We start from the raw sequence: 20,276 nt of genomic DNA on the forward strand, positions 1-20,276 counted from the left end.
TTAACCTCTTTCATTGTCTTGTATCGGTTGAAGTTCAAATAATTGACCTTCTTTACACCAATCTATCAACGGAATATCTTCTGGAATAACATGCGCCACAATATTTACTTTGTCATCTTTAAATAATGATCGCTTGACTACTTGAATCTCTCCCATATATCGACCGTATAACTTGTTATCTACTGTAACGCTTCCTTTTACTCGATCATTAGTGCTCTGTGGTTCAATAGTCGGAACCGTTTTAAATCGTGCATCCGCGCTTCGGATGACATCTCGTGCTGGATCCCAACGATTTTGATGCTTTCCAACGATGACGGATAAGAAGTGTGTTTCTGGTTCTTCTATAATTGAGAATAATAACGTTTTCTTTTTAATATAATAAAAAAATTGCACTTGTGTTCTGTCATCAATTGTTGGATCACCAATATAAACATCATCAACTTCACATTCTTCTAACAACTCGATCGTACTAGCTAAAGGATGCGCTCCTCGTTGTTTTTCTAGCGTTGGCAACTGACAAAACAAGGGTCCTCTTAACTTTTCGTTTCCTGGAACAAAAGCCATGACTTTAAATCCTAATGCTTTTAACCACTGATTTTTGCGAATAAACTGTTTTTTTTCTAACCCAGTTTCTGGACGCGGATAATAATTGTGCCACGCTTCCATTTGATTGAAATCTGCATTACATTCCTTCAGTTCGTCGACATCCTCTTGCGTAATGGTGCTGGCATTAAAAGCAACTTTCATTGAGTGGCTAACTTGAGCACTGATTTGGTTTGTTATGCCATAATCCATTCTCAAACCTGTAATTCCGATATCCAGCATTTCCTCAGGTCGTTCAAATGAAAACCCGATTTTTTTTAAAGCGTCTCCTGAAATATCAATCATCAATTGCATTTTCAACTCTTGTGTCCATTGACCCAGCATCTTCAAGCGTGTGACATACTGAGACGCATCCTCTTCTGGGATATGTAATGAAGAAAATACGCCTTCAAAACCGCTGTCTTTCATTTTTTGTAGATAGTTTTTTGTTTCAATCGTTAACTCATCTCCAAGAAAGACAGATAACCCAAACATAGCACCACTCCTTTGAAATCGTTTTAATGACATGACTAATGATAACATGTTAAAATATAATTTCAATACCTTTTTCCATTTTATAAAAAAATAGACCAATCGTCTATAAAAAACTATCACACACTAGTGTAACATAGCGTTTCAAATGTATACCTTTACATTTCATTCAATAGACTAGTGTTATATTTTAAAATTTCATTTAAAAAACAGTGGAAATTTAGGCTTTTTTACTGATTTATTTATGTTAAAATGAAATTATATTTCAAAAAAATGGAGGACTCACATGAAACGCTTATATTTTGTACGCCACGGAATGACCGAATACAATCTGGCTGATCGCGTTCAAGGTGGAGATATTGATTCTCCTCTATTGCCGCAAAGTTTAGAGGATGCTAAAAAGACAGGATTATGTCTGAAGGATATTGGATTTAAACACATTATTGCCAGTCCTCAAAAACGCGTTGTCGAAACAACTCGTTTGATTGCCTCTCAATTCGAACAAGATTTTATTATCCACTACACAAATGACTTGAAAGAATTCGGATATGGATCATGGGAAGGTGCTTTTATTCCACATTGGAAGGAAACTTCTCCTGACACCTTTTATCATTTACGCCATCGTCCTGATTTGTATGATCCGAGTGAATTTAATGGAGAAACCTATTCTGAATTAATCACTAGAGGCAGCAAAGCGATCCATCGTTCAATTGACCAGTTTCCTAATAAAGATCTGTTATTTGTTGGCCATAGCATTACATGGACAACGACCCTATTATCGCTGATTGGAATGGAATTAAAAGACCTTCGTTCACAAGAACCCTTAGCAAATACTAGTATTACTGAATTAGGCTACGCTGATGGTCACTTTACTTTAAATGCTTGGAACCAAACAGATCATTTGCTGTAAACTGGACAAATGATCAAAAAAAATAAGCTTGGCATCTCGCCGAGCTTATTTTTTATACTTATTTTTAATTATTTTCTGGAACATTGTTTTTTTCTCTTTTTGACAAAAATTTGAAGAATAAAATCTGCAACACCATTCCTATTCCTGCACCGCAACTATCGATTACTACGTCACTTAATTGAGCGCCTCTTCCTGGAACGAACGATTGATGGAACTCATCTGAAAAAGCATAACCGACGCAAATCGCTAACCCAATTCCAATTGCTTTAAACCCTCTTATACCACTATTCATTAAAGCTACTTTCACTAAAACTCCTAATACCAAATAAATAAAAAAGTGAGCATTTTTTCGGATAAAATGATGCAAATTTGGTGGAACAAGCATATGTCGCAATCCAATAGATAATGTATACAACAAATAGGCTGCGATGAGGATAAGCAATAATTCTTTTATTCCGATTGTCATACCTCGTTTTTTTAATTTTATAAGAACAAAACCAGCCAAACCGATGACTATGAGAACTTGAGCAATTTTAATAACTTGTACACTAATGCCCAATACCGTATGGCTTAAATCCCAGGACTGTTGTTGAACTTGATGAGAAAAATAAAAAATCAAACCCATCCATAGCAATACTGCCAACCAAGAAAAAACTTTTGTTAATTTTTTATTTTCAAGAGTCATTTCCACACATCCTTTATGTCCAACTATGAACTCAATACTTTTTTCACCTAATATGATTTTTCAAGTATACAGATAAGCACTACTAAATTCAATCAAATGTTGCTTTCACTTAGATTGTTTTTGGAAACTGTTGACTACCCCAAATTTTTAGTGCAATAAAAGAAAAAAGGTTCTAAGATAGTCGAATTACGGCTTGTTCCGTCTACTCAAATAGAAATTGGTTTTGAGTTAAACGAATTAACGCTCGTTGCATCTACTCAAATGGAAATTAGTTTTGAGTTGAACGAATTAACGCTTGTTGTATCTACTCAAATGGAAATTGGTTTTGAGTTAAACGAATTAAGGCTCGTTGTATCTACTCAAATGGAAATTCGTTTTGAGTTAAGCGAATTAACGCTTGTTGTGCTTACTCATATAGAATTTGGTTTTGAGTTGAACGAATTAACGCTCGTTGCATCTACTCAAATAGAAATTGGTTTTGAGTTGAACGAATTACGGCTTGTTCCGTCTACTCAAATGGAAATTCGTTTTGAGTTAAACGAATTAACGCTTGTTGTGCTTACTCATATAGAAAATAATTCTGAGTTAACCAAATTAAGACTCATTTCGCCTATTTAAATGAACATTCATCCTGAAATGGCATTCGTTTTCCTTCTCGCTTTCACATCGGCCAATTTTCTAAGCAGTAGAACCTTATCGTGATGGCAACACGTCTTCATAAAATTCTATAACAGCAAAAAAAGAAGTTGAGAAAATCTCAGCTTCTTTTTTTTGCTGTTATTTCTTGAATCCATTTCAATACAACTTGTATTTCTTGGTCCCAAAATGCCCAGTTATGTTCTCCTGGCTTTTCACTAAAGGTATAATCGGAAAAGGTCTCTTGAAGAGCTTTTTTAAATCTCAAATTGTCTGCATAGAGATAATCCTCTGTGCCACAAATTTGTAAAATGGCCGGTTGAATAGTTTCTTTATTTACTTGTTTTAGCAAGGCATACAAGTCATTTTCAGATCCTACAAACGACTCTTTTGACCCAAATATTGGTTTGAAAAGGCTATCTCTATCTGGATCATCTTGCCATATCCTATAAGGATCTACAGCAGCCGAAAGAGCCGCAATTCCAGCTACTTCATCTGGATACGTTAATCCCCATTTTATTGCGCCATAGCCACCCATAGATAGACCGGCAACAAAGGTCTCTTCACTATTATGAGAAATGTTAAATAAGTTTTTCATTTTCATAGGGAACTCTTTTGTTAAAAAGCTCCAGTAATTTGCCCCCATATACATATCTGTATAGAAACTTATATGGACTTGCGGCATAAAAATAGCTAAATTGTACTCCGCCGCATATCGTGCTACTGATGACTGATACAACCAACTGGAATCATCGTCTGATAATCCATGTAAGAGATACAAAACAGGATACGGCCCTGTTCGTTCCTCTGGCAAAATGGCTTTATAAGAAATCTTAAATCCTAATTCTGAAGAATCAATTTGACCAGAAACAACACTCATCATTATGCCTCCCATAGTTTAATAAGATTGACTTTTCACTCTTTGTTTTTTTAATAGTAACAATCATTTTATAAAAAAGCTAGACCAAACTTCCATTATACCGAAAGCTTAATACGTTTATTTTTCTTCTTTCACTACTACAAAACCTTATGAACGATACCGATTCGAGTAGTTCTCTGCGAAGTTCACAACGAGACATGAACTCTTATCCGTTCATTGAAGTACGCTCAATTGTACCTTAAGGACGACCGCTTTAAAAAACAAAAAAGTTTTGAGACAGTAGTCTCAAAACTTTTCCCCTTTATCCTACTCTTCGTTCTTAACCAATTCTAATGGTGAAGCAATGTACTCTTCAATTGTTTCGCCAGCAAAGTAATCAAACGCTGCTTGCATTGCTAATTTACCCATTTCACTAGGTTGTTGAGCAACAGTTGCACTCAAGGTACCCGCTTCTACTGCTTTGATTCCATCTTCAGTTCCATCAAAGCCGACAACTTGGATTTCACCAGTTTTTCCTGCAGATTGAATGGCTTCAATAGCACCTAACGCCATTTCATCGTTTTGTGCAAAGACAGCTTGGATGTCTGGATTAGCTTGTAACATATTTTCCATAACCGTTAATCCTTCTGCACGGTCAAAGTTCGCCGTTTGACTGTCTACTACGTTTAATGATTCTTCAGCTATGTTTGTAAATCCTTCTCCACGCTCTCTAGTAGCAGAAGCTCCTGGAACGCCTTCTAGTTGAACCGTATTTGCATCTGTTCCTGAGATCTCTTCAATGTATTTAGCAGCCATTTCGCCACCTTCAACGTTGTCAGAAGCGACTAGCGTTACTACTTCTCCACCATCACTCGAACGATCAATCGTAATGACTGGAATTCCAGCAGCATTTGCAGATTCAACAGCAGGTGTGATTGCAGCTGAATCGACTGGATTGATCAATAAGATATCTACTCCTTGTTGGATCAAGTCATCAATATCATTAGTTTGTTTCGCTGTATCATCTTGAGCATCGACACTTTTTACGGTTGTATCTTGCTCATCAGCCAAATCGGTAATTCCTTGTTCTAGTGAAACAAAAAACGGATTATTTAATGTAGAAATGGATACACCCACAACTAATTCTGAGGTTTCCTTTTCTTCCACTGGACCGCTTTCAGTTTTGTTTTCGCCTTCCAAAGTTGCTGCCCCACAACCTGCTAAAAGTAACGTTGCTACTGTTGCTAAACCGACTAATTTTTTCATCTTTGTCATTCCTCCTATTTTTTGTTTTTTCTGTCTAATAATACTGCGATGATGATGACGATCCCTTTAACGACTTGTTGGTAAAAACTTGATATACCTAATAAATTCATTCCATTATTCAATGTTCCGATAATCAAAGCTCCAATTAAGGTCCCAACTAATCTTCCGCGTCCACCAGATAAACTTGTTCCACCTAATACTACAGAAGCAATGGCATCCATTTCATAAGATGTACCAGCTGTCGGTTGTGCAGAGTCTAACCTAGATGTGATGATGATACCAGCTAGTGAAGCCATCAAACCAGATAAAGCGTAGATACCTGTTTTGATGCGATCATTTTTGATACCCGCAATAAATGATGCTTTTTCGTTCCCTCCTATCGCAAATGTTTTTCTACCAAAAGTCATTTTGTGTAACAGGATAAACAATAAGATAAAACTAATGATCATCAATACGACTGGGAATGGAATACCAAATAAATACCCGCGGCCAACAAATTTGAAAATAAAGCTGTCGCCAATACCCGTGATTGGATTCCCATCTGTATAAACCAGTGTCAATCCACGATAAATCGTCATTGTTGCAAGGGTTGCGATAAATGGAGCCATATTTCCTTTAGTAATCAATAAGCCGTTAACAGCTCCGAATACCGTTCCTACTACCAAACTTAAGATCATTGCCAATATTGGATCCATACCGGCTGCAATCGAGCCTGCCATTAAAGCACTGCTTAAAGCTAACGTTGACCCAACTGATAAATCAATCCCACCTGTAATAATGACAAATGTCATCCCAAAAGCAATTAACGCATTCGTTGAAACTTGTCTTAATAGGTTCAATAGATTCGTTGGTGCAATAAAACTTGGATTTACAATCGTTACTAATACCACTAATACGATTAATGCAAGGAATGGCCCAAGTTTTCCAATATAATTTTTTGGCGTTCCCGTTTTCTTTTCTTTCTTTTCTACATTTGCTTCTACCATGTTAGTACCCTCCCGTAGCGAGTTTCATTATTTTTTCTTCTGTAGCTTCAGCTTTAGTTAATTCCCCTGCGACATGACCTTCATGAATTACGATCACTCGGTCACTAACTCCAAGAATTTCTGGTAAGTCACTTGACACCATGATGATGGCTACACCTCTATCCGCTAATTCATTCATCAGTTGATAAATTTCTCGTTTCGCTCCAACATCCACACCACGAGTCGGTTCATCTAAAATCAATACTTTTGAGCCAATACCGATCCATTTAGCTAAGACAACTTTTTGCTGGTTTCCACCAGACAAACTGGAAACGCTATCAAATTGATCCTCTGCTTTAACATGAAGACGTTCCATCAATAACTGGGCAAAATCGGTTTCTGCATGTGTATCAATCAGCCCTTTTTTACTAAATCCATCAATCGATGGTAAGCTGATATTGTCTCGAATCGAATAATCTAAGATCAATCCTTCTTCTTTTCGATTTTCTGTTAAAAAACCGATCCCTTTTTCAATCGCCATACTTGGATTTTTGATCGTAATTTTTTCTCCTTCAAGATAAACTTCGCCTTGATCCAATTCATCGATTCCAAACAAGCTGCGCATGATTTCGGTTCTTCCGGCACCCATCAAACCTGAGAATCCAACAATTTCGCCAGACTTTACGGTAAATGAAATATTTTCAAAACGATTCTCTTGTGTTAATCCCTTTGTTTCAAATACAATATTTCCAATTTTAGAGTGTTTCTTTGGGTAATAGTCTTCCAAGTCACGTCCAACCATTTTGCGTACCACTTCATCATTTGTGGTTTCTTTGGTCAATGTTGTATCAATCGATACGCCATCTCGCATAACGGTAATGCGATCACTGATTTTAAAAATTTCTTCCATCCGATGTGAGATATAAATAATAGCTACTTTTTTTTGTTTCAACGTTGCGATAATTTTGAACAATACATCGATTTCTCTTTCTGTTAACGCTGCTGTTGGTTCATCCATAATAATGACTTGAGCATTTGTCATCAATGATTTGGCAATTTCAATCATTTGTTGTTGGCCTACTGAAAGTTGTTTGACCTCTGCATCCAAATCAATGTGGACCCCTAGATCATTAAATGTAGCTTCCGCAAGACTACGCATGTCTTTTGTTTTGATCCAACCCATTTTGTTCTTAAGTTCTTTACCAATAAACAAGTTTTCCAGTACCGTCATTTCTGGCCAAGTATTCATTTCTTGGTGAATAAAACTTACCCCGTGTTCTTCTGCTTCTTTTGGATTATCGAAATGCTTCTTTTCACCATTGATACTAATTTCGCCAGCATCTGATTTGTGCAATCCCGTTAAGATATTCATCAAAGTTGATTTCCCAGCTCCATTTTCACCCATCAAGGCATGAACTTCACCAGCATGAATATCGAAGTCGACCCCTCTGAGGACAGAATTGCTGCCAAAACTTTTTCTAATGCCTGTCATTTTTACTTCCATCTGACACACCTCCTAAAATAAAACACCTGATTGCAATATTATGTTGGAATAGGGTGTTGCTTCTCCTGTTCGTATAACCGCTTTTACATCTTTCAACTGTTCTTTAAATGCTTCATGACTCACGTAAGTTATTTGTTCATCATCTATTAATGTTGCTTTTATGTCCCTTAACTGTGTGGCATTTTGTTCTTTTATCTCTTCAGCTAATACCACTTTTTCAACTTTCATATCGCTTAAGACGACTTTTAAAACCGATAAAAAAGAAGGCTCAGCTAACGTTAAAGCTAAATCAATCTTTTTCACGCCATTTGGTACAGGTAACCCAGCATCACCAATCGCGATTTTATCTGTGTGCCCTAAATCGGATAAGACTTTTGCTATATCACTATTTAATATTCCATGTTTTTTCATAGTTTTCACTCTCTTTCATTTCTGCTAGCGTAGGCATTCCGCCTTGAGCGCCAAATTTTTGAATCGATAATGAAGCAGCTAAGTTCCCAAAACGAATACTGGAGTCCATATCTAAACCAGCCGTAAGGGCTACTGCAAATGCTCCGTTAAAGGTGTCTCCTGCGCCTGTTGTATCTATCGGGTCTACCGAGTAAGAAGAAACGTGCTTCTCACTTGTTCCATCATGATAGTAAACACCTTTAGAGCCCATCGTCACAATCAATTGATTTGGGTAGTGAGCTAAACCTTCAGACAGGGTCATCATCGGAAATAACAACTTGAACTCACTTTCGTTTGGTGTCAGATAAGTAGCCTTTTCTAAAATGCTTTGGCTGACAAATCTAGCAGGAGCCGGATTGTAAATAACTTTAACGTTTTGAGCAAAACAAACCTCGATAATTTTTTCAACAACTTCTTGTGGCAATTCATTTTGTACAACCACGATGTCACTTGATTGAATTAACGCAATTAATTTTTCAATTCTATTTGTATCAATCGCGTTATTCGCTCCTGGAACATAAACAATGCAATTGTCTCCATCCACAATTGTGATATGAGCTGATCCAGATGGCACTTGTGTAACGGGTTCCACATAGTCTACATGAATATTATTCCCTATCAGATTCTGAATCAATTCTTTTCCAAATAAATCATTACCAACAGTTCCAGCCATATAAACGTCTCCGCCTAGTCGAGCACTTGCTACAGCCTGATTGGCCCCTTTCCCACCAAATGTTGTACTGAAATCATTGCCGGTAATGGTTTCACCGACTTCTGGTCTTATATCAGCTGTCACTACAAAATCTGTAGAGATACTGCCAATTACAGTAATTTTACTCATGTTCATCCTTCTTTCTAACTGATTCTCTAATTTTTAACGTTACGGGCAATTGAATGCGGCTGTTTTCAACAAATCCTTTTTCAAGAATATCACACAACAGTTCTGCACCCTTATACCCAATTTCATAAGCCGGTTGAGCGATTGTCGTTAATCCTGGATAAACCATTCTACTAAACGGCATATCATCATAGCCAATAATCTGAAAATCTTCTGGAATACGACGACCTCTTTTAAGTGCTTCTTTCATGACTGCCATTGCATAAACATCATTTGAAGCAATCACGCTGTCCGCATTAGGAAATTTTCCAAAAAACTGTTCTGCCGTTTCCTCTGCTTCTTCTAATTGAAAACTAGTCGTTTGAAATACTTGATAATCTAAGTGACTTTCTTGCAATACTTTTTTATTTCCAGCTAAACGAACAGCTGAACTGGGCACTTCCTTTGGACCCACCATAATGATGATTTCTTTTGGACTTCTGGCTACGATCGCTTCAGCAGCCATCATTCCACCTGTGTAATCATCTGAATGAACAGCAAAATCATGGTCGCTTTTCACTCGGTCTAATAAAACAAATGGCATATGTTGAAAATCTTTCGTATTGCCTTGAACCGCTGAGATGACTCCAGCAATGTTATTTTGCGAAAAAATTTTCAAATAATCTTTTTCTTTTTCAAGATCCTCTTCCACATTTCCCAGTAACAAGCTATAGCCTCGTTGATTCACGCCGTCTTCTACTCCTTTAGCAATCAAAGGAAAAAAAGGATTTGCGATATCTGGCAACAGTAAGCCAATTAGTTTTGATTTTTTTTGATAGAGAGATCTTGCTACCTCATTAGGATAAAAATTTAATTCTTTAACGGCTGCCTCCACTTTTTTTCGAGCGTCTTCACTGACATAGCCACTATTGTTTAATGCTCTAGAAACAGTAGCTACCGATACACCTGCTAATTTTGCAACTTCTTTTATCGTTGTCATGCTATCCCTCGCTCTTTTAAAAGTTTTTGTGGAACCGATTACACATGAATCTTACCATCTATTTAAAATATGTGCAAGCGTTTTCTTTTGATTTTTCCAAATTATTTATTTAATTTACAACCTAATGACTACTTACTTTACTATTTTAGACAAACCAACCCCTATTTTGCAATCATTTGTCCTATTTTTATGATTATTCGTCCATTTCCCTCAATCCTACCAATAATATACATTGCTCTTCAAAAAAAATAAGCATTCAATTGAATGCCTATAAGTAATACTCACTTATCTGTTCACATACCTCAAAATAACGATTCCTTTATCCACCATGTATTCTTCCAGCTTTAACTCAATTGGTGGATACCCGCCATAAAACAACGGACGGCCTGTTCCTAGAATAACTGGGATCAGCCCAATAATGTACTCATCAATACAATCAGCTTGTAAAAAGGTATTGATGAGTTTTCCGCCACCAAATAGCATAATATCTTTACCAGTCTTTCGTTGCTCTTCCTTGATGACCTCAATGATGTCTTCGCCACAAAACTTAATGTTATCATAATCAGTGATCGTCGAATGAGTAACTACATAAACGGTTTTCGCTTTAAATTCCAAATGCATATCTTGTTCATAACACCTTTTCCCCATCACAACAATATCAATATCTTCTAACAATGCTTCATAATTGTATGGATTGTCTGTATTTAACGTATTGTCTTCGTACCCTTTGATCCATTCAAAGCTGCCATCTTCATTGGCGATAAATCCATCTAAACTCATGGCTAAGTTCATAACAATCCGTCTCATCCTACCATCTCCTTTAACAAAAACGCCAATCTTATAAAAAGTTTGGCGTTTCATTTTTACCCTTCATACGCTTTTTTTAATTCGGCAATGTTCATTTTTTTCATTGGAAGGAAAGCTTGTGTCACACGGTCCAATTGTACACGGTCTTTTGTATTCATCATGTCATTCATGATCGTTGGTGAAATTTGCCATGAGAATCCGAACTTATCTTTCAACCAGCCACATTGCTCAGCTTCAGGCACAAAAGAAAGTTTTTCCCAAAAGTAATCAATTTCTTCTTGTGTATCGCAGTTGACTAGAAAAGAAATGGCTTCAGAAAATTCAAATCCATGTGCAACGGCACTATCCATCGCTACAAAATTTTGTCCTTCCAGATTAAACGTTCCATACATCAATTTTCCACCTTGACCTTGTTCATCATCCTCACTATAATAATTCAACCCGTCAAAGGCAGCATTAGTAAAGACTGACGTGTAAAATTCGATTGCCTCTTTTGCTTTACCATACTGTTCATCTGTAAATAACAGAGTTGGAGTGATTTTTTGTGAAATTAATTGATCGGGCAAATACATAATTTGCCAAGAGAGGCCGTACTTATCCTCTGTCCAGCCATATTTTTCACTAAATGGATAAGCATCAAGCGGCATCATTATGGAACCTCCCTTAGATAGTTGCTTCCATAAATGATCTACTTCCGCTAAAGTTTTACAAACGACTTGCAAAGAAACAGATGGATTCAACTTAAATATTGGACCAGCTGAAATGGACATAAAAGTTTGGTCAGCTAACGTGAACACAATGCTCTCTGCCGATCCAGAAGGAGTGTCATTAAGAGTTACCACACTATCAATAGAAGAATGATCAAATAAATTTGTGTAAAATTCTGCTGCTTCAAGAGCCTCTTTATCGTACCAAAGATGCGTAACAATTTTTTTCATGAGTATACCTCCTCATCTCTTTCATTCAGTATACGCTTGAAAAAAATAATTGTAAAAGCATCTTGACTGTCATTTCCCAATTTTTAAAGCATGCTACTTTTATTAATAATTTTAGCAAATTAAGATACTATTGGCCGACTTAAAGTAGAATCTCATTTGAGTAAGCACAATGAATCCTAGTTCGACTAACTCAAATCGATTTCTTCTTTGAGTTGATGCAACGAGCCTTAGTTCGATTAACTCAAATCCATTTCTCGTTTGAGTCGATGCAACGAGCCTTAATTCGATTAACTCAAATCCATTTCTCATTTGAGTTGATGCAACGAGCCTTAGTTCGACTAACTCAGAATCATTTGTCATTTGAGTAGATACAATTAAACTTTATCATCTAAGTTTTGCAATTGTATTGCCTAAGAGGAAATACAGGCTAGATTAATGAAAAACAATTAAAAAACAGTGATAATTTAATTAGAATAATTGATTAGTTAATGTTTCTCTAAATGATAGCGTTTACAATTAAGTTATGTTACGCTTTTAACAAATTGACACATGAAATGGGGCCAGCAGGATGAAAGAAGATTTTGACTGTAATCAGCACAAAGAATATTATAATAATTTGAGAACGACTTATTATCAATTTAATAAAAGAATAGCGACAACTGACTATACGCCTCTTCAAAACGAAAAAAGTGACTCGCATTACTATTATGAAACGTCATTTACTCGGATACCGATCAAGCCTTTGTTGATTACAGACACGACTCTTTCCGCCTTGTTAGCTATGAGTTTTGAACATTCCCATATTTTATTGAATGAAAACACCTATTACATAAAAGATATTCGTGATGTCAAAGACACTTTATTTAATACCATTGTTTTCCAATTAGGAACACCACCTTTAAAAACAAAGGAACATTCTCGTACCATTATGAACCGTTACTTCAGTAAACGTCCGATAAATTACCAGACCGTTCAATCGATTGGTAAAAGTTTAGGTTTTCATCACCGCTGTCCGTTTGTCTCAGGCTATCAAATATTTGTACCTGAGAAAGGCTCATCCAACGATTCTACCAGCTGGTATGGGCTCCATCATGCGCTTGATGCTGTAGAAGATAAAAAAGGAAATAGTATACACGTTTATTTTCGAGACGGCCATGAGTTGAAGCTTTTAATTTCAGCTCGCAGCTTTAATGAACAAGTAGAACGATCCGCTAAACTTTCTTTTCTTCAGCAAAATGTCATTGATGAGATCGTTGGACTTTTACACTTTACCCACACACCTCAATTTACGGATGAGCTAAATATTGTGCAAAGGCGTGTAAAAGCTTCTACTTTCCTATCCGTACTTTCTCCAATAGAATCACTTATCAATTATTTAACCATCTATCGTGCAAATGAATCGCTTGAAACAATTCTCGGAGAAGGGAATCCGTATATTGATGAGATTAGAGAAGATTTTTCTCTAAGTTTAAAGTTTAAACCAACCTATTTCCATGACTAAAACGAACAGCTTATGCGAGTATTTTTGATTCGCATAAGCTGTTTTTATCATTCAACGTTCTGTTAGTCTTTCAAGATAAGTAAAAAATGCGCTAACTTTTCAGCTACTCTCTTTTTCCATTGATAGACTGTTTTCCGACTCACTCCTTGCTTTTTAGCAATTTCTGTAACCGATAAACGAGTGACTACCGTGTCTACTAAATAGGCTTGTTCGTTTTTAGTGAGCAATGGCAGCATTTCTTTCAATAAATCCATCTCTTGATACGCTTGTTCGAATGGCAAATGAGTATCTGGCTGCTGCTTAACAAAATCTTCTGGCCAAGGCATTTCACTTTCCCATTTTCGCTGTTGTTTCCTTAACAAATCCAACATTTTCCAACGAACCTTAGTGTATGCAAAACCAGTAAATTGATACAGATATTCGGCCTGCTCTAAATCTTTTGGAAACGTTTCGTACGCTTCTACCAATTTCAGCAAACCTTGTTGCACAAAATCATCGTAGTCTGAATGATTGCGGTTCACACCTAATTTCTTCAATACCCCATAGACGATTCCTGAATGCTGATCAAAAAAACCTTTTTCATTTTCTTCACTTAGTCTTCTTATCATCTAGTTCAAATCCTTTGTACTGGTGTTACAAGGCCTTGTACCCTTATAGAATAAGGCTTACTCATAAAACCGACAAGAAACCAAACTAGACTAAAAAGCCTCCAAAATCTCTTATTAAAGAGACTTTGAAAGCCATCGTTACTTTTTTAAAATTTAAATATAAATCCATTAATAATGACAAAAGCAGCCAACACAATAAATAAGGAACTTTTCGAAAATGCGGTTGCTTCCTTTTTTTCGTCTGTTACATTTTCTTCTGAAACGGATGTTGCATCTATCGCTTGAGCAGACTCTTTAGTTGAATCTTGATTTTCATTTTGGGAGCTGTTCACATTAGTCTTTTCTTGTGTATCTTTCAACTCTGTTGTCCGTTCTTCTTTACTAACGTCCGTTTTAGACTCTTTCAAACTTGACTCTGCTTCTTTTTCTAATGCACTACTTTCTTCTTCACTTGATATAGGCGTCTCTTCATCCACTGCATCAAGTTCTTCTTTCAACTGTTTTTCTATAGTAAAATTCCCCATCGAAAGATCTGATTGGAGTAATTTTTCTTTTTCTTCTATCATTGCTTCCAGTTGTTGAATCTTTTCTAGCAATACGTCTCTATTTTCTTGTTCGTCTGTGTCTTCTATCTCTGCTGTTTGTTGTGCTAGTAGTTGTTTGTTTAGTTCATCAATTTGTTTTTGTAACTGTTCTTTATCTAATCCAATGACAAATTGGTTATATAAGCTAAATGGATTGCCTTGCTCATCACTACCACTTAGGTGATCAATCACCCAATCGCCCATTAACTCATTGGTGATAGAAGCCAATTCTCCTTCATAGACTTTTGTTGCTTCATTAAATGTTAAAGAGAGCAGCAACTGTTGATCTATTGATTCACCATCTTTAGGCAACAAGCGATAAACAACTGTTACATTAGTCAACCGTTCATTTCCAACTGAATGCAAACTAAACTGAAGCTTTTCGCCCACTTTAACGGCTTTTGGTTCAACTTTAATCGACGTAAGATCTACTAGAGAAGCTGGGTGTGCAAGCACTTCAAAATCGCCTGCTTTTAGTTCTGGATCTTCGTTTGCTAAAGATCTCGTTTCCAATACACTTGGGACTTCGTTTTCATCAATTCCAACCACTTTTGTCAATAACCACTGTCCGATAGCTGTCTCTTTAGTCGTCTCCAATTGCCCTACATACTGTTTTAATTCAGTATCATAGGTTAATACAACGGTTGTTTCTATTTTTGTGTCACCAGCCAAATAACTTAAAACAATCGTTTCAAACCTTAATTCTTCCGGTAGCGTCAGACTGAATGATCGTTGCTCACCAGCATGAGCTATTTTAGGTTCAATGGATACCTGTTCACTCACAATCGCCTCATTCTTTGGAATAGGTTTTTGGATTTCTACAGGTTCGTTGAATTCATTTGATGGAACACTTTCTACTGCTTCACTTGATTCTGTCTCATTGTTTGTAGCTGCCAATACCGATGGACTTTCAAAATATATAAGCACCAGTAAACTTACCATCAGCAGAAATCTTATACCTTTTAATATCATTTTTTATGTATCTTCCATTCTCTATGTAATCTAATGGTCCCTTAGCTAGTTTAGCGCAATCCAACAGTTAATCAATCCTTTTACCACAATTGACACCAAATAGACAAAAAAAAACCGAGATCAGTTCTCTCAGTTTTAACAGAAATTTTAATTGTTTAATAGCTGCTCTCTCTATTTTGAGATTCATCTCTCAAAATATTTATGAATATTTATTTTTTTTATTCATAAACAAATGATAAAACAGATCATTTTCACTAAAAATAATAAATCCTTTTTATAACGAAGACAAGGACTTTTTGGATTTGTCATAATTTGTTCATAATGGATTCGCTTTACAAAGCATTTTATGAATTTTTAATCTTTTATTATAGGATTTTATGCTAAAATAATCTGAAGTCGTTTAAAGGTTCACATTTAATTGAATGGTATGAAGAATTTGCTCAATACCATTGTTAACGGCAATGAATTGAATTTCTTTAGCAAACCAACTATTTAAGTCCTCAAACGAATACTGATTTTTGCGCAACACCGTATCAATTGGACAATCTAATACACCATCGGCATTTAGAAAAATGTCCGATTCTTCTATATCTAGTCGAATCGTTTGATCTTTTCCTTTAATCACATAAAAATACTGCAGTTGTGGAAGATTTGTTGGTTTGGTTAAATGTTCTTTATTTGTAATACGTCATTCCTTCTTCCTCTGTGCAGGTGGTAAACGTCTTATTATTACTTTAAACGCTTTTTCTTTCCTAGTTAAACTAATTGCTTTGAATCAAGTATACCGACTATACACTGCTTTGCCACAAAGCGTTACAATAATAACTGGACTTATTTCTAGGAGGTTGTCATATGTCTGACATAAATATTCCCATTGGCTCAACATTAAAAAAGATCAGAGAAAATAAAGGCTATACACAAAATGAAATTTCGGATCATACCATGGCTCGTTCAACGTATACAAAGTTTGAAAATAATGATATCACTCCTACCCTTTCCAAATATCTCGCTATTTTAGATCATATGGATATGTCTCATGAGGAATTCAGCTACCTTTTAAATGATTTTGAATTAGGACAGAAAGAAACGATCCTTTATTTATTTAAACAATTAAATAAAAATCCAACACTTGAATTAATTTATGAGATCATTGAAAAGGGCGAAAAATTGGTGCAGGAACGCTACGATCAGTTGACTCTCGATATTTTAAATGCTTGTCGTGGATATGCAGTATTATTTGAGGAACAAAATTTAGCTAAAGCTAAAGATTATGCTCAAGAAGTGTGGAATAGGATGGAAATACTGGATAAATGGTACTTAGCTGAACTGCACATCATCAATAATATTTTGTATTTATTTGACAGTGATACTGCTGCTCTACTCACTGAAAGAGCACTTGAAACATTAACTCAATACAAACATCTTGATGAAGTAAGGACTTTAAAAATCAGTTTCTTACTGCATTTAACAAATCTACTAATGATGGATCAAAAATACGAACAAACTTTGTTTTACATCAAGCAAATGGAATCTGAAAGTGCTCAGATGGATGATGCGGTTATGTTGGCGACTGCCTTGGTTCGCAAAGAAGTCTGTATGAAAAAAATCGGTGATCTATCTGAACCAGGACTCATCGATAGAGCCGTTCGTATTCTTGACAGCTTAAATAAACAAAACTTAAAAGAGTTAGTATTAAAGGATCCAGAAAACTTTTTAAATCTTTATTCAAGTTACCCTGTTGATCAAATCAAAGATGAAATTTTAGCATAAACGTAAAAAGCTGCCTAGAGAAAAAATCTCTAGGCAGCTTTTATCTTTAAATCATTTAGTACACGTCACTTGTCCAACCGTTTACTTTATAAGCATTCACCATGTTTTGATTGTGTTCATCGGTCGCATAGTTCATTTCTATTGGTCTTAAATGGATAGCAACCGTTTGTTCTGCTTCATTTTTATCTACTGAAATTACCTCAATTTCATCAGGATCCACAAACATAGAATCTTTAATAAGGTCTCCTTTTTGTGGGACATTGCCTGATTCAAAAGGTTTCTGTAAAGTAATTATTTTTTCAGGGCTTTTCACATTAATAGTTCGATAAAGAGTCATTTTCATTGTCTTTCCTCCAAAATTTCTGTCTTTACCTAAATCATATCATACCTTTGACACCTGGACGAATAGAACACTCAAAGAACAGAATAAACTAAATACAGATACTCGCTATTTTTCCATTCATTACTGTTTTGGACAAACAGGATGCTATTATAAGTTATTTGTCCACTGTCTACTATAATTAATGTTTTTTATTCTCTAAAGTTAATTTAGAGTAAATATATGGTTGCTTGTCTATTGATAATTTTAACTACTATATGTTCAAAGAACCAACTCTCTCATAAAATCAAGAAATATAAAAAGGATAGCTAAGATTTATTCTTAACCATCCTTTAAATTAATTTTTAAAGCTATAAGTACCTAGTAATAAAAACTCAGCAGATTAATTGCTTAAGATTCTTTTCAATTGCTTCATCTCTTTCATCCGTAATGAGAACTGAATCTGATAAAGGTGCAATCGAAGACATATAGACCTCATGGAATTTGCTGGAATCACAAACAAAGTAAACTTCTTGCGATTTTTCAATTACTTTTCTTTTCTTAAGTGCCTCACTTAAATCAGGTGTGGTGTAGCCAAATTTACTATCCACTCCATTTGCGCCAATGAACGCACGATCAAAATTAAAATAATCAATATTCTGCACGGTTAAATCGCCTTTAAGCGAATTGTTTGTGAAATTGACAAAACCACCAAGAGAATAGACTTGCGCTTCTACATCTTGAAGAGGGATTTTGAAATTTGTAACCGAAGTAATCAAGGTTATTTTTTTCTTTGCTAACTCTAATAGCAATTCTTCACCGGTTGATCCTGAGTCTACATATATTGTCTCGCCTAATTTAACTTCTTTAACTGCCAACAAGGCAATTTCTTTTTTCTCATTACGATTTAAAGTCGTTCTTTTTGTAATTGGAACATCTGTAGAGCGGGAAAATAATTTTGCAGCACCGCCAGGCAATAATGTTACGTGACCTGCCTTTTCTAAATCTTTTAAATCTCGACGAATAGTCGAAACCGATACGCCGGATAATACGTTTTGTAATTCATCCAGTATAACAATATCTTGCTCGTTTAATTTGTTTAAAATCACTTTTTTTCTCTCATACGGAATCATTATAAACACACCTCAGTAAAAAAAATTTGTCACCTTATCATTTCATATAAATGACAAGGTGACAAGCTTTTATAACGATTATCTTAAATTATTTTAGTTTTTGATTAGTTTTTCATCAATTCTTGTAACAAAGTACGAAATGACAGCTGCTACAACTAATGAAATAGCCAGACCAATCATAGCATTAATGAAGTTTGATGGATTCTCACCCACAAATGCTGGGAAAGTAGTAACGCTTCCAAAAACAAATGCATTTGCATATACGTTAGTCAAACCTAGGTATGCTCCACCCACTGCTCCACCAATAATTTGTGCCAAGAACAGCTTTTTATTTTTAAGCAATAAACCAAACACAGTCGGTTCAATAATTGCTGATAAAGCAATCGTAACCATCCCAGTAATTGAGAAACTTCTAATATCAGAATCTTTCGCTTTTAGAAGTACACCTAATGCTGTACCAATGGTTGCGAAGTTACAGGCAAAGGTAAACGGTACGATGTAATCCATACCATAAGTCGCAATGTTATTGATCATGATTGGGTTAACTGCCCAGTGAATGCCTAAACTAACTAGAACAGACCAGCCACCACCGACCACGATTCCGGCAAGAATACTGCTTCTTGCAATCAACCAATTAACTACACTTCCAATTGCTTCTCCACCATAAACACCTAAAGGACCAATTACAATAATTGTCAACGGTACCATAATGACAATTGATATTAAAGGCAATACAACCAGTTTAAGTGTTTCTGGAATCACTTTATCAAGCCATTTATATAGGTATGAGAAAATCCAGATAGAAAGAATAATCGGAACCACTGTTGAATTATAATTCATTAATACAGTTGGAATACCCAAGAACGTGGTTGTCGCTCCATTACCAACATCTCCTAGTAAGGCAATAAAATCAGGATGCAATAACGCCGCACCGATTAATGCTGAAATATAAATATCTGCCCCAAATCTTCTAGCTGATGTAAAGGCAAGTAACACTGGTAAGAAATAAAACACGGTCATTGAAGCCGCTGACAATATTTGGTAAGTCCCACTTGCTTCACTTAACCAACCTAACTGGACAACTAATAAGAGCAACCCTCTTAAAATACCTGAACCTGCTAAAGCTGGTAATAAAGGAGCGAATATACCTGAAATAGCTGAGAAAACGGATCCAATTATGCCTTGTGCTGATCTATCAGCTTTTTCAGTATTAGTTGGTGCTGATTTAGTCTCACCAACTAATTCTTCTATTTCAGCATATAATTTTGGTACATTCGTTCCAATTAAGATTTGATATTGTCCAGCTTTGTTGATGACGTTTACCACGCCATCAACTTTTTCTATTGCTGCTGTATCTGCTTTCGATGTATCTCTTAAATTAAACCGTAATCTGGTAGCACAATGAGTCATGCCAGAGATATTTTCTTTCCCTCCAATAAGGTTTATTATATCTTTAGCACCATCTTTATAATTCATTA

Annotated in this window: 22 protein-coding genes; 4 read left to right on the forward strand and 18 right to left on the reverse strand. The window is 35.7% G+C overall.

Annotated features, from left to right (window positions below; all coding sequences use genetic code 11):
• The gene (locus ABS916_RS10355; RefSeq protein ID WP_350451818.1) at positions 1-1,077 is read right to left on the reverse strand and encodes a DUF871 domain-containing protein; all 1,077 of its coding nucleotides are present in this window, start codon (positions 1,075-1,077) and stop codon (positions 1-3) included.
• A 283-nt stretch (positions 1,078-1,360) separates the two neighbouring features.
• On the opposite strand from ABS916_RS10355, the gene ABS916_RS10360 reads away from it, so the two are divergent.
• Entirely contained in the window at positions 1,361-1,984 is a 624-nt protein-coding gene (locus ABS916_RS10360; protein WP_350451819.1) for a histidine phosphatase family protein, read from the forward strand.
• Positions 1,985-2,048: 64 nt separating this feature from the next.
• Here the strand turns inward: ABS916_RS10360 and ABS916_RS10365 are convergent, their stop codons facing one another.
• On the reverse strand, positions 2,049-2,669 hold the full coding sequence (locus ABS916_RS10365; RefSeq protein ID WP_350451820.1) for a VanZ family protein: 621 nt from the start codon (positions 2,667-2,669) through the stop codon (positions 2,049-2,051).
• 261 nt (positions 2,670-2,930) lie between these two features.
• Here ABS916_RS10365 and ABS916_RS10370 point away from each other — a divergent pair, with 261 nt between their 5' ends.
• Positions 2,931-3,287: a hypothetical protein gene (locus tag ABS916_RS10370; RefSeq protein ID WP_350451821.1), complete on the forward strand. Its 357-nt coding sequence runs from the start codon at positions 2,931-2,933 to the stop codon at positions 3,285-3,287.
• A 139-nt stretch (positions 3,288-3,426) separates the two neighbouring features.
• Here the strand turns inward: ABS916_RS10370 and ABS916_RS10375 are convergent, their stop codons facing one another.
• The 10 genes from ABS916_RS10375 to ABS916_RS10420 all read right to left on the reverse strand — a co-directional run bounded on the left by ABS916_RS10375 (position 3,427) and on the right by ABS916_RS10420 (position 12,271).
• Complete coding sequence (locus tag ABS916_RS10375; RefSeq protein WP_350451822.1) at positions 3,427-4,185, reverse strand: alpha/beta hydrolase; 759 nt, start codon at positions 4,183-4,185, stop codon at positions 3,427-3,429.
• Positions 4,186-4,491: 306 nt separating this feature from the next.
• On the reverse strand, positions 4,492-5,430 hold the full coding sequence (locus tag ABS916_RS10380; protein WP_350451823.1) for a D-ribose ABC transporter substrate-binding protein: 939 nt from the start codon (positions 5,428-5,430) through the stop codon (positions 4,492-4,494).
• Positions 5,431-5,444: 14 nt separating this feature from the next.
• Positions 5,445-6,416, reverse strand: a complete 972-nt coding sequence (locus tag ABS916_RS10385; RefSeq protein WP_350451824.1) for an ABC transporter permease — start codon at positions 6,414-6,416, stop codon at positions 5,445-5,447.
• Position 6,417: 1 nt separating this feature from the next.
• Positions 6,418-7,899, reverse strand: a complete 1,482-nt coding sequence (locus ABS916_RS10390; protein ID WP_350451825.1) for a sugar ABC transporter ATP-binding protein — start codon at positions 7,897-7,899, stop codon at positions 6,418-6,420.
• Positions 7,900-7,911: 12 nt separating this feature from the next.
• A complete protein-coding gene (rbsD, locus tag ABS916_RS10395) occupies positions 7,912-8,310 on the reverse strand; it encodes a D-ribose pyranase (protein WP_350451826.1) in 399 nt (132 codons plus the stop codon).
• Positions 8,285-9,190: a ribokinase gene (gene rbsK, locus ABS916_RS10400; RefSeq protein ID WP_350451827.1), complete on the reverse strand. Its 906-nt coding sequence runs from the start codon at positions 9,188-9,190 to the stop codon at positions 8,285-8,287. Before rbsK ends, rbsD begins: the two co-directional genes overlap by 26 nt.
• The gene (locus tag ABS916_RS10405) at positions 9,183-10,166 is read right to left on the reverse strand and encodes a LacI family DNA-binding transcriptional regulator (RefSeq protein WP_350451828.1); all 984 of its coding nucleotides are present in this window, start codon (positions 10,164-10,166) and stop codon (positions 9,183-9,185) included. The genes rbsK and ABS916_RS10405 overlap by 8 nt, the downstream gene beginning before the upstream one ends.
• Positions 10,167-10,451: 285 nt before the next feature.
• Complete coding sequence (locus tag ABS916_RS10410) at positions 10,452-11,027, reverse strand: dihydrofolate reductase family protein (RefSeq protein ID WP_350451829.1); 576 nt, start codon at positions 11,025-11,027, stop codon at positions 10,452-10,454.
• Positions 11,028-11,029: 2 nt separating this feature from the next.
• Entirely contained in the window at positions 11,030-11,911 is an 882-nt protein-coding gene (locus ABS916_RS10415) for a VOC family protein (protein ID WP_350451830.1), read from the reverse strand.
• Positions 11,912-12,022: 111 nt separating this feature from the next.
• The gene (locus ABS916_RS10420) at positions 12,023-12,271 is read right to left on the reverse strand and encodes a hypothetical protein (protein ID WP_350451831.1); all 249 of its coding nucleotides are present in this window, start codon (positions 12,269-12,271) and stop codon (positions 12,023-12,025) included.
• Between the two features lie 208 nt (positions 12,272-12,479).
• Here ABS916_RS10420 and ABS916_RS10425 point away from each other — a divergent pair, with 208 nt between their 5' ends.
• Positions 12,480-13,412 carry a competence protein ComK gene (locus tag ABS916_RS10425; RefSeq protein WP_350451832.1) on the forward strand — a complete coding sequence of 311 codons (933 nt, stop codon included), beginning with the start codon at positions 12,480-12,482 and terminating at the stop codon, positions 13,410-13,412.
• A 62-nt stretch (positions 13,413-13,474) separates the two neighbouring features.
• Here ABS916_RS10425 and ABS916_RS10430 read toward each other — a convergent pair whose 3' ends face one another.
• The 3 genes from ABS916_RS10430 to ABS916_RS10440 form a co-directional block, all read right to left on the reverse strand.
• The gene (locus tag ABS916_RS10430; RefSeq protein WP_350451833.1) at positions 13,475-14,020 is read right to left on the reverse strand and encodes an RNA polymerase sigma factor; all 546 of its coding nucleotides are present in this window, start codon (positions 14,018-14,020) and stop codon (positions 13,475-13,477) included.
• Between the two features lie 146 nt (positions 14,021-14,166).
• Positions 14,167-15,531 (reverse strand): hypothetical protein, encoded by a 1,365-nt coding sequence (locus ABS916_RS10435; RefSeq protein ID WP_350451834.1) that lies wholly within the window; start codon positions 15,529-15,531, stop codon positions 14,167-14,169.
• 445 nt (positions 15,532-15,976) lie between these two features.
• Positions 15,977-16,201, reverse strand: coding sequence for a Rossmann-fold NAD(P)-binding domain-containing protein (locus ABS916_RS10440; protein ID WP_350451835.1), 225 nt, complete (start codon positions 16,199-16,201; stop codon positions 15,977-15,979).
• A 227-nt stretch (positions 16,202-16,428) separates the two neighbouring features.
• On the opposite strand from ABS916_RS10440, the gene ABS916_RS10445 reads away from it, so the two are divergent.
• Positions 16,429-17,346 (forward strand): helix-turn-helix domain-containing protein, encoded by a 918-nt coding sequence (locus ABS916_RS10445; protein WP_350451836.1) that lies wholly within the window; start codon positions 16,429-16,431, stop codon positions 17,344-17,346.
• A 55-nt stretch (positions 17,347-17,401) separates the two neighbouring features.
• Here ABS916_RS10445 and ABS916_RS10450 read toward each other — a convergent pair whose 3' ends face one another.
• The 3 genes from ABS916_RS10450 to ABS916_RS10460 form a co-directional block, all read right to left on the reverse strand.
• Positions 17,402-17,689 (reverse strand): hypothetical protein, encoded by a 288-nt coding sequence (locus tag ABS916_RS10450; RefSeq protein WP_350451837.1) that lies wholly within the window; start codon positions 17,687-17,689, stop codon positions 17,402-17,404.
• Positions 17,690-18,060: 371 nt separating this feature from the next.
• The gene (locus ABS916_RS10455) at positions 18,061-18,798 is read right to left on the reverse strand and encodes a DeoR/GlpR family DNA-binding transcription regulator (protein ID WP_350451838.1); all 738 of its coding nucleotides are present in this window, start codon (positions 18,796-18,798) and stop codon (positions 18,061-18,063) included.
• A gap of 93 nt (positions 18,799-18,891) precedes the next feature.
• Entirely contained in the window at positions 18,892-20,274 is a 1,383-nt protein-coding gene (locus ABS916_RS10460; RefSeq protein WP_350451839.1) for a PTS transporter subunit EIIC, read from the reverse strand.
• Between the last annotated feature and the right edge of the window lie 2 nt (positions 20,275-20,276).

Source organism: Carnobacterium sp. (assembly GCF_040274945.1).
Taxonomy (GTDB): Bacteria; Bacillota; Bacilli; order Lactobacillales; family Carnobacteriaceae; genus Carnobacterium_B.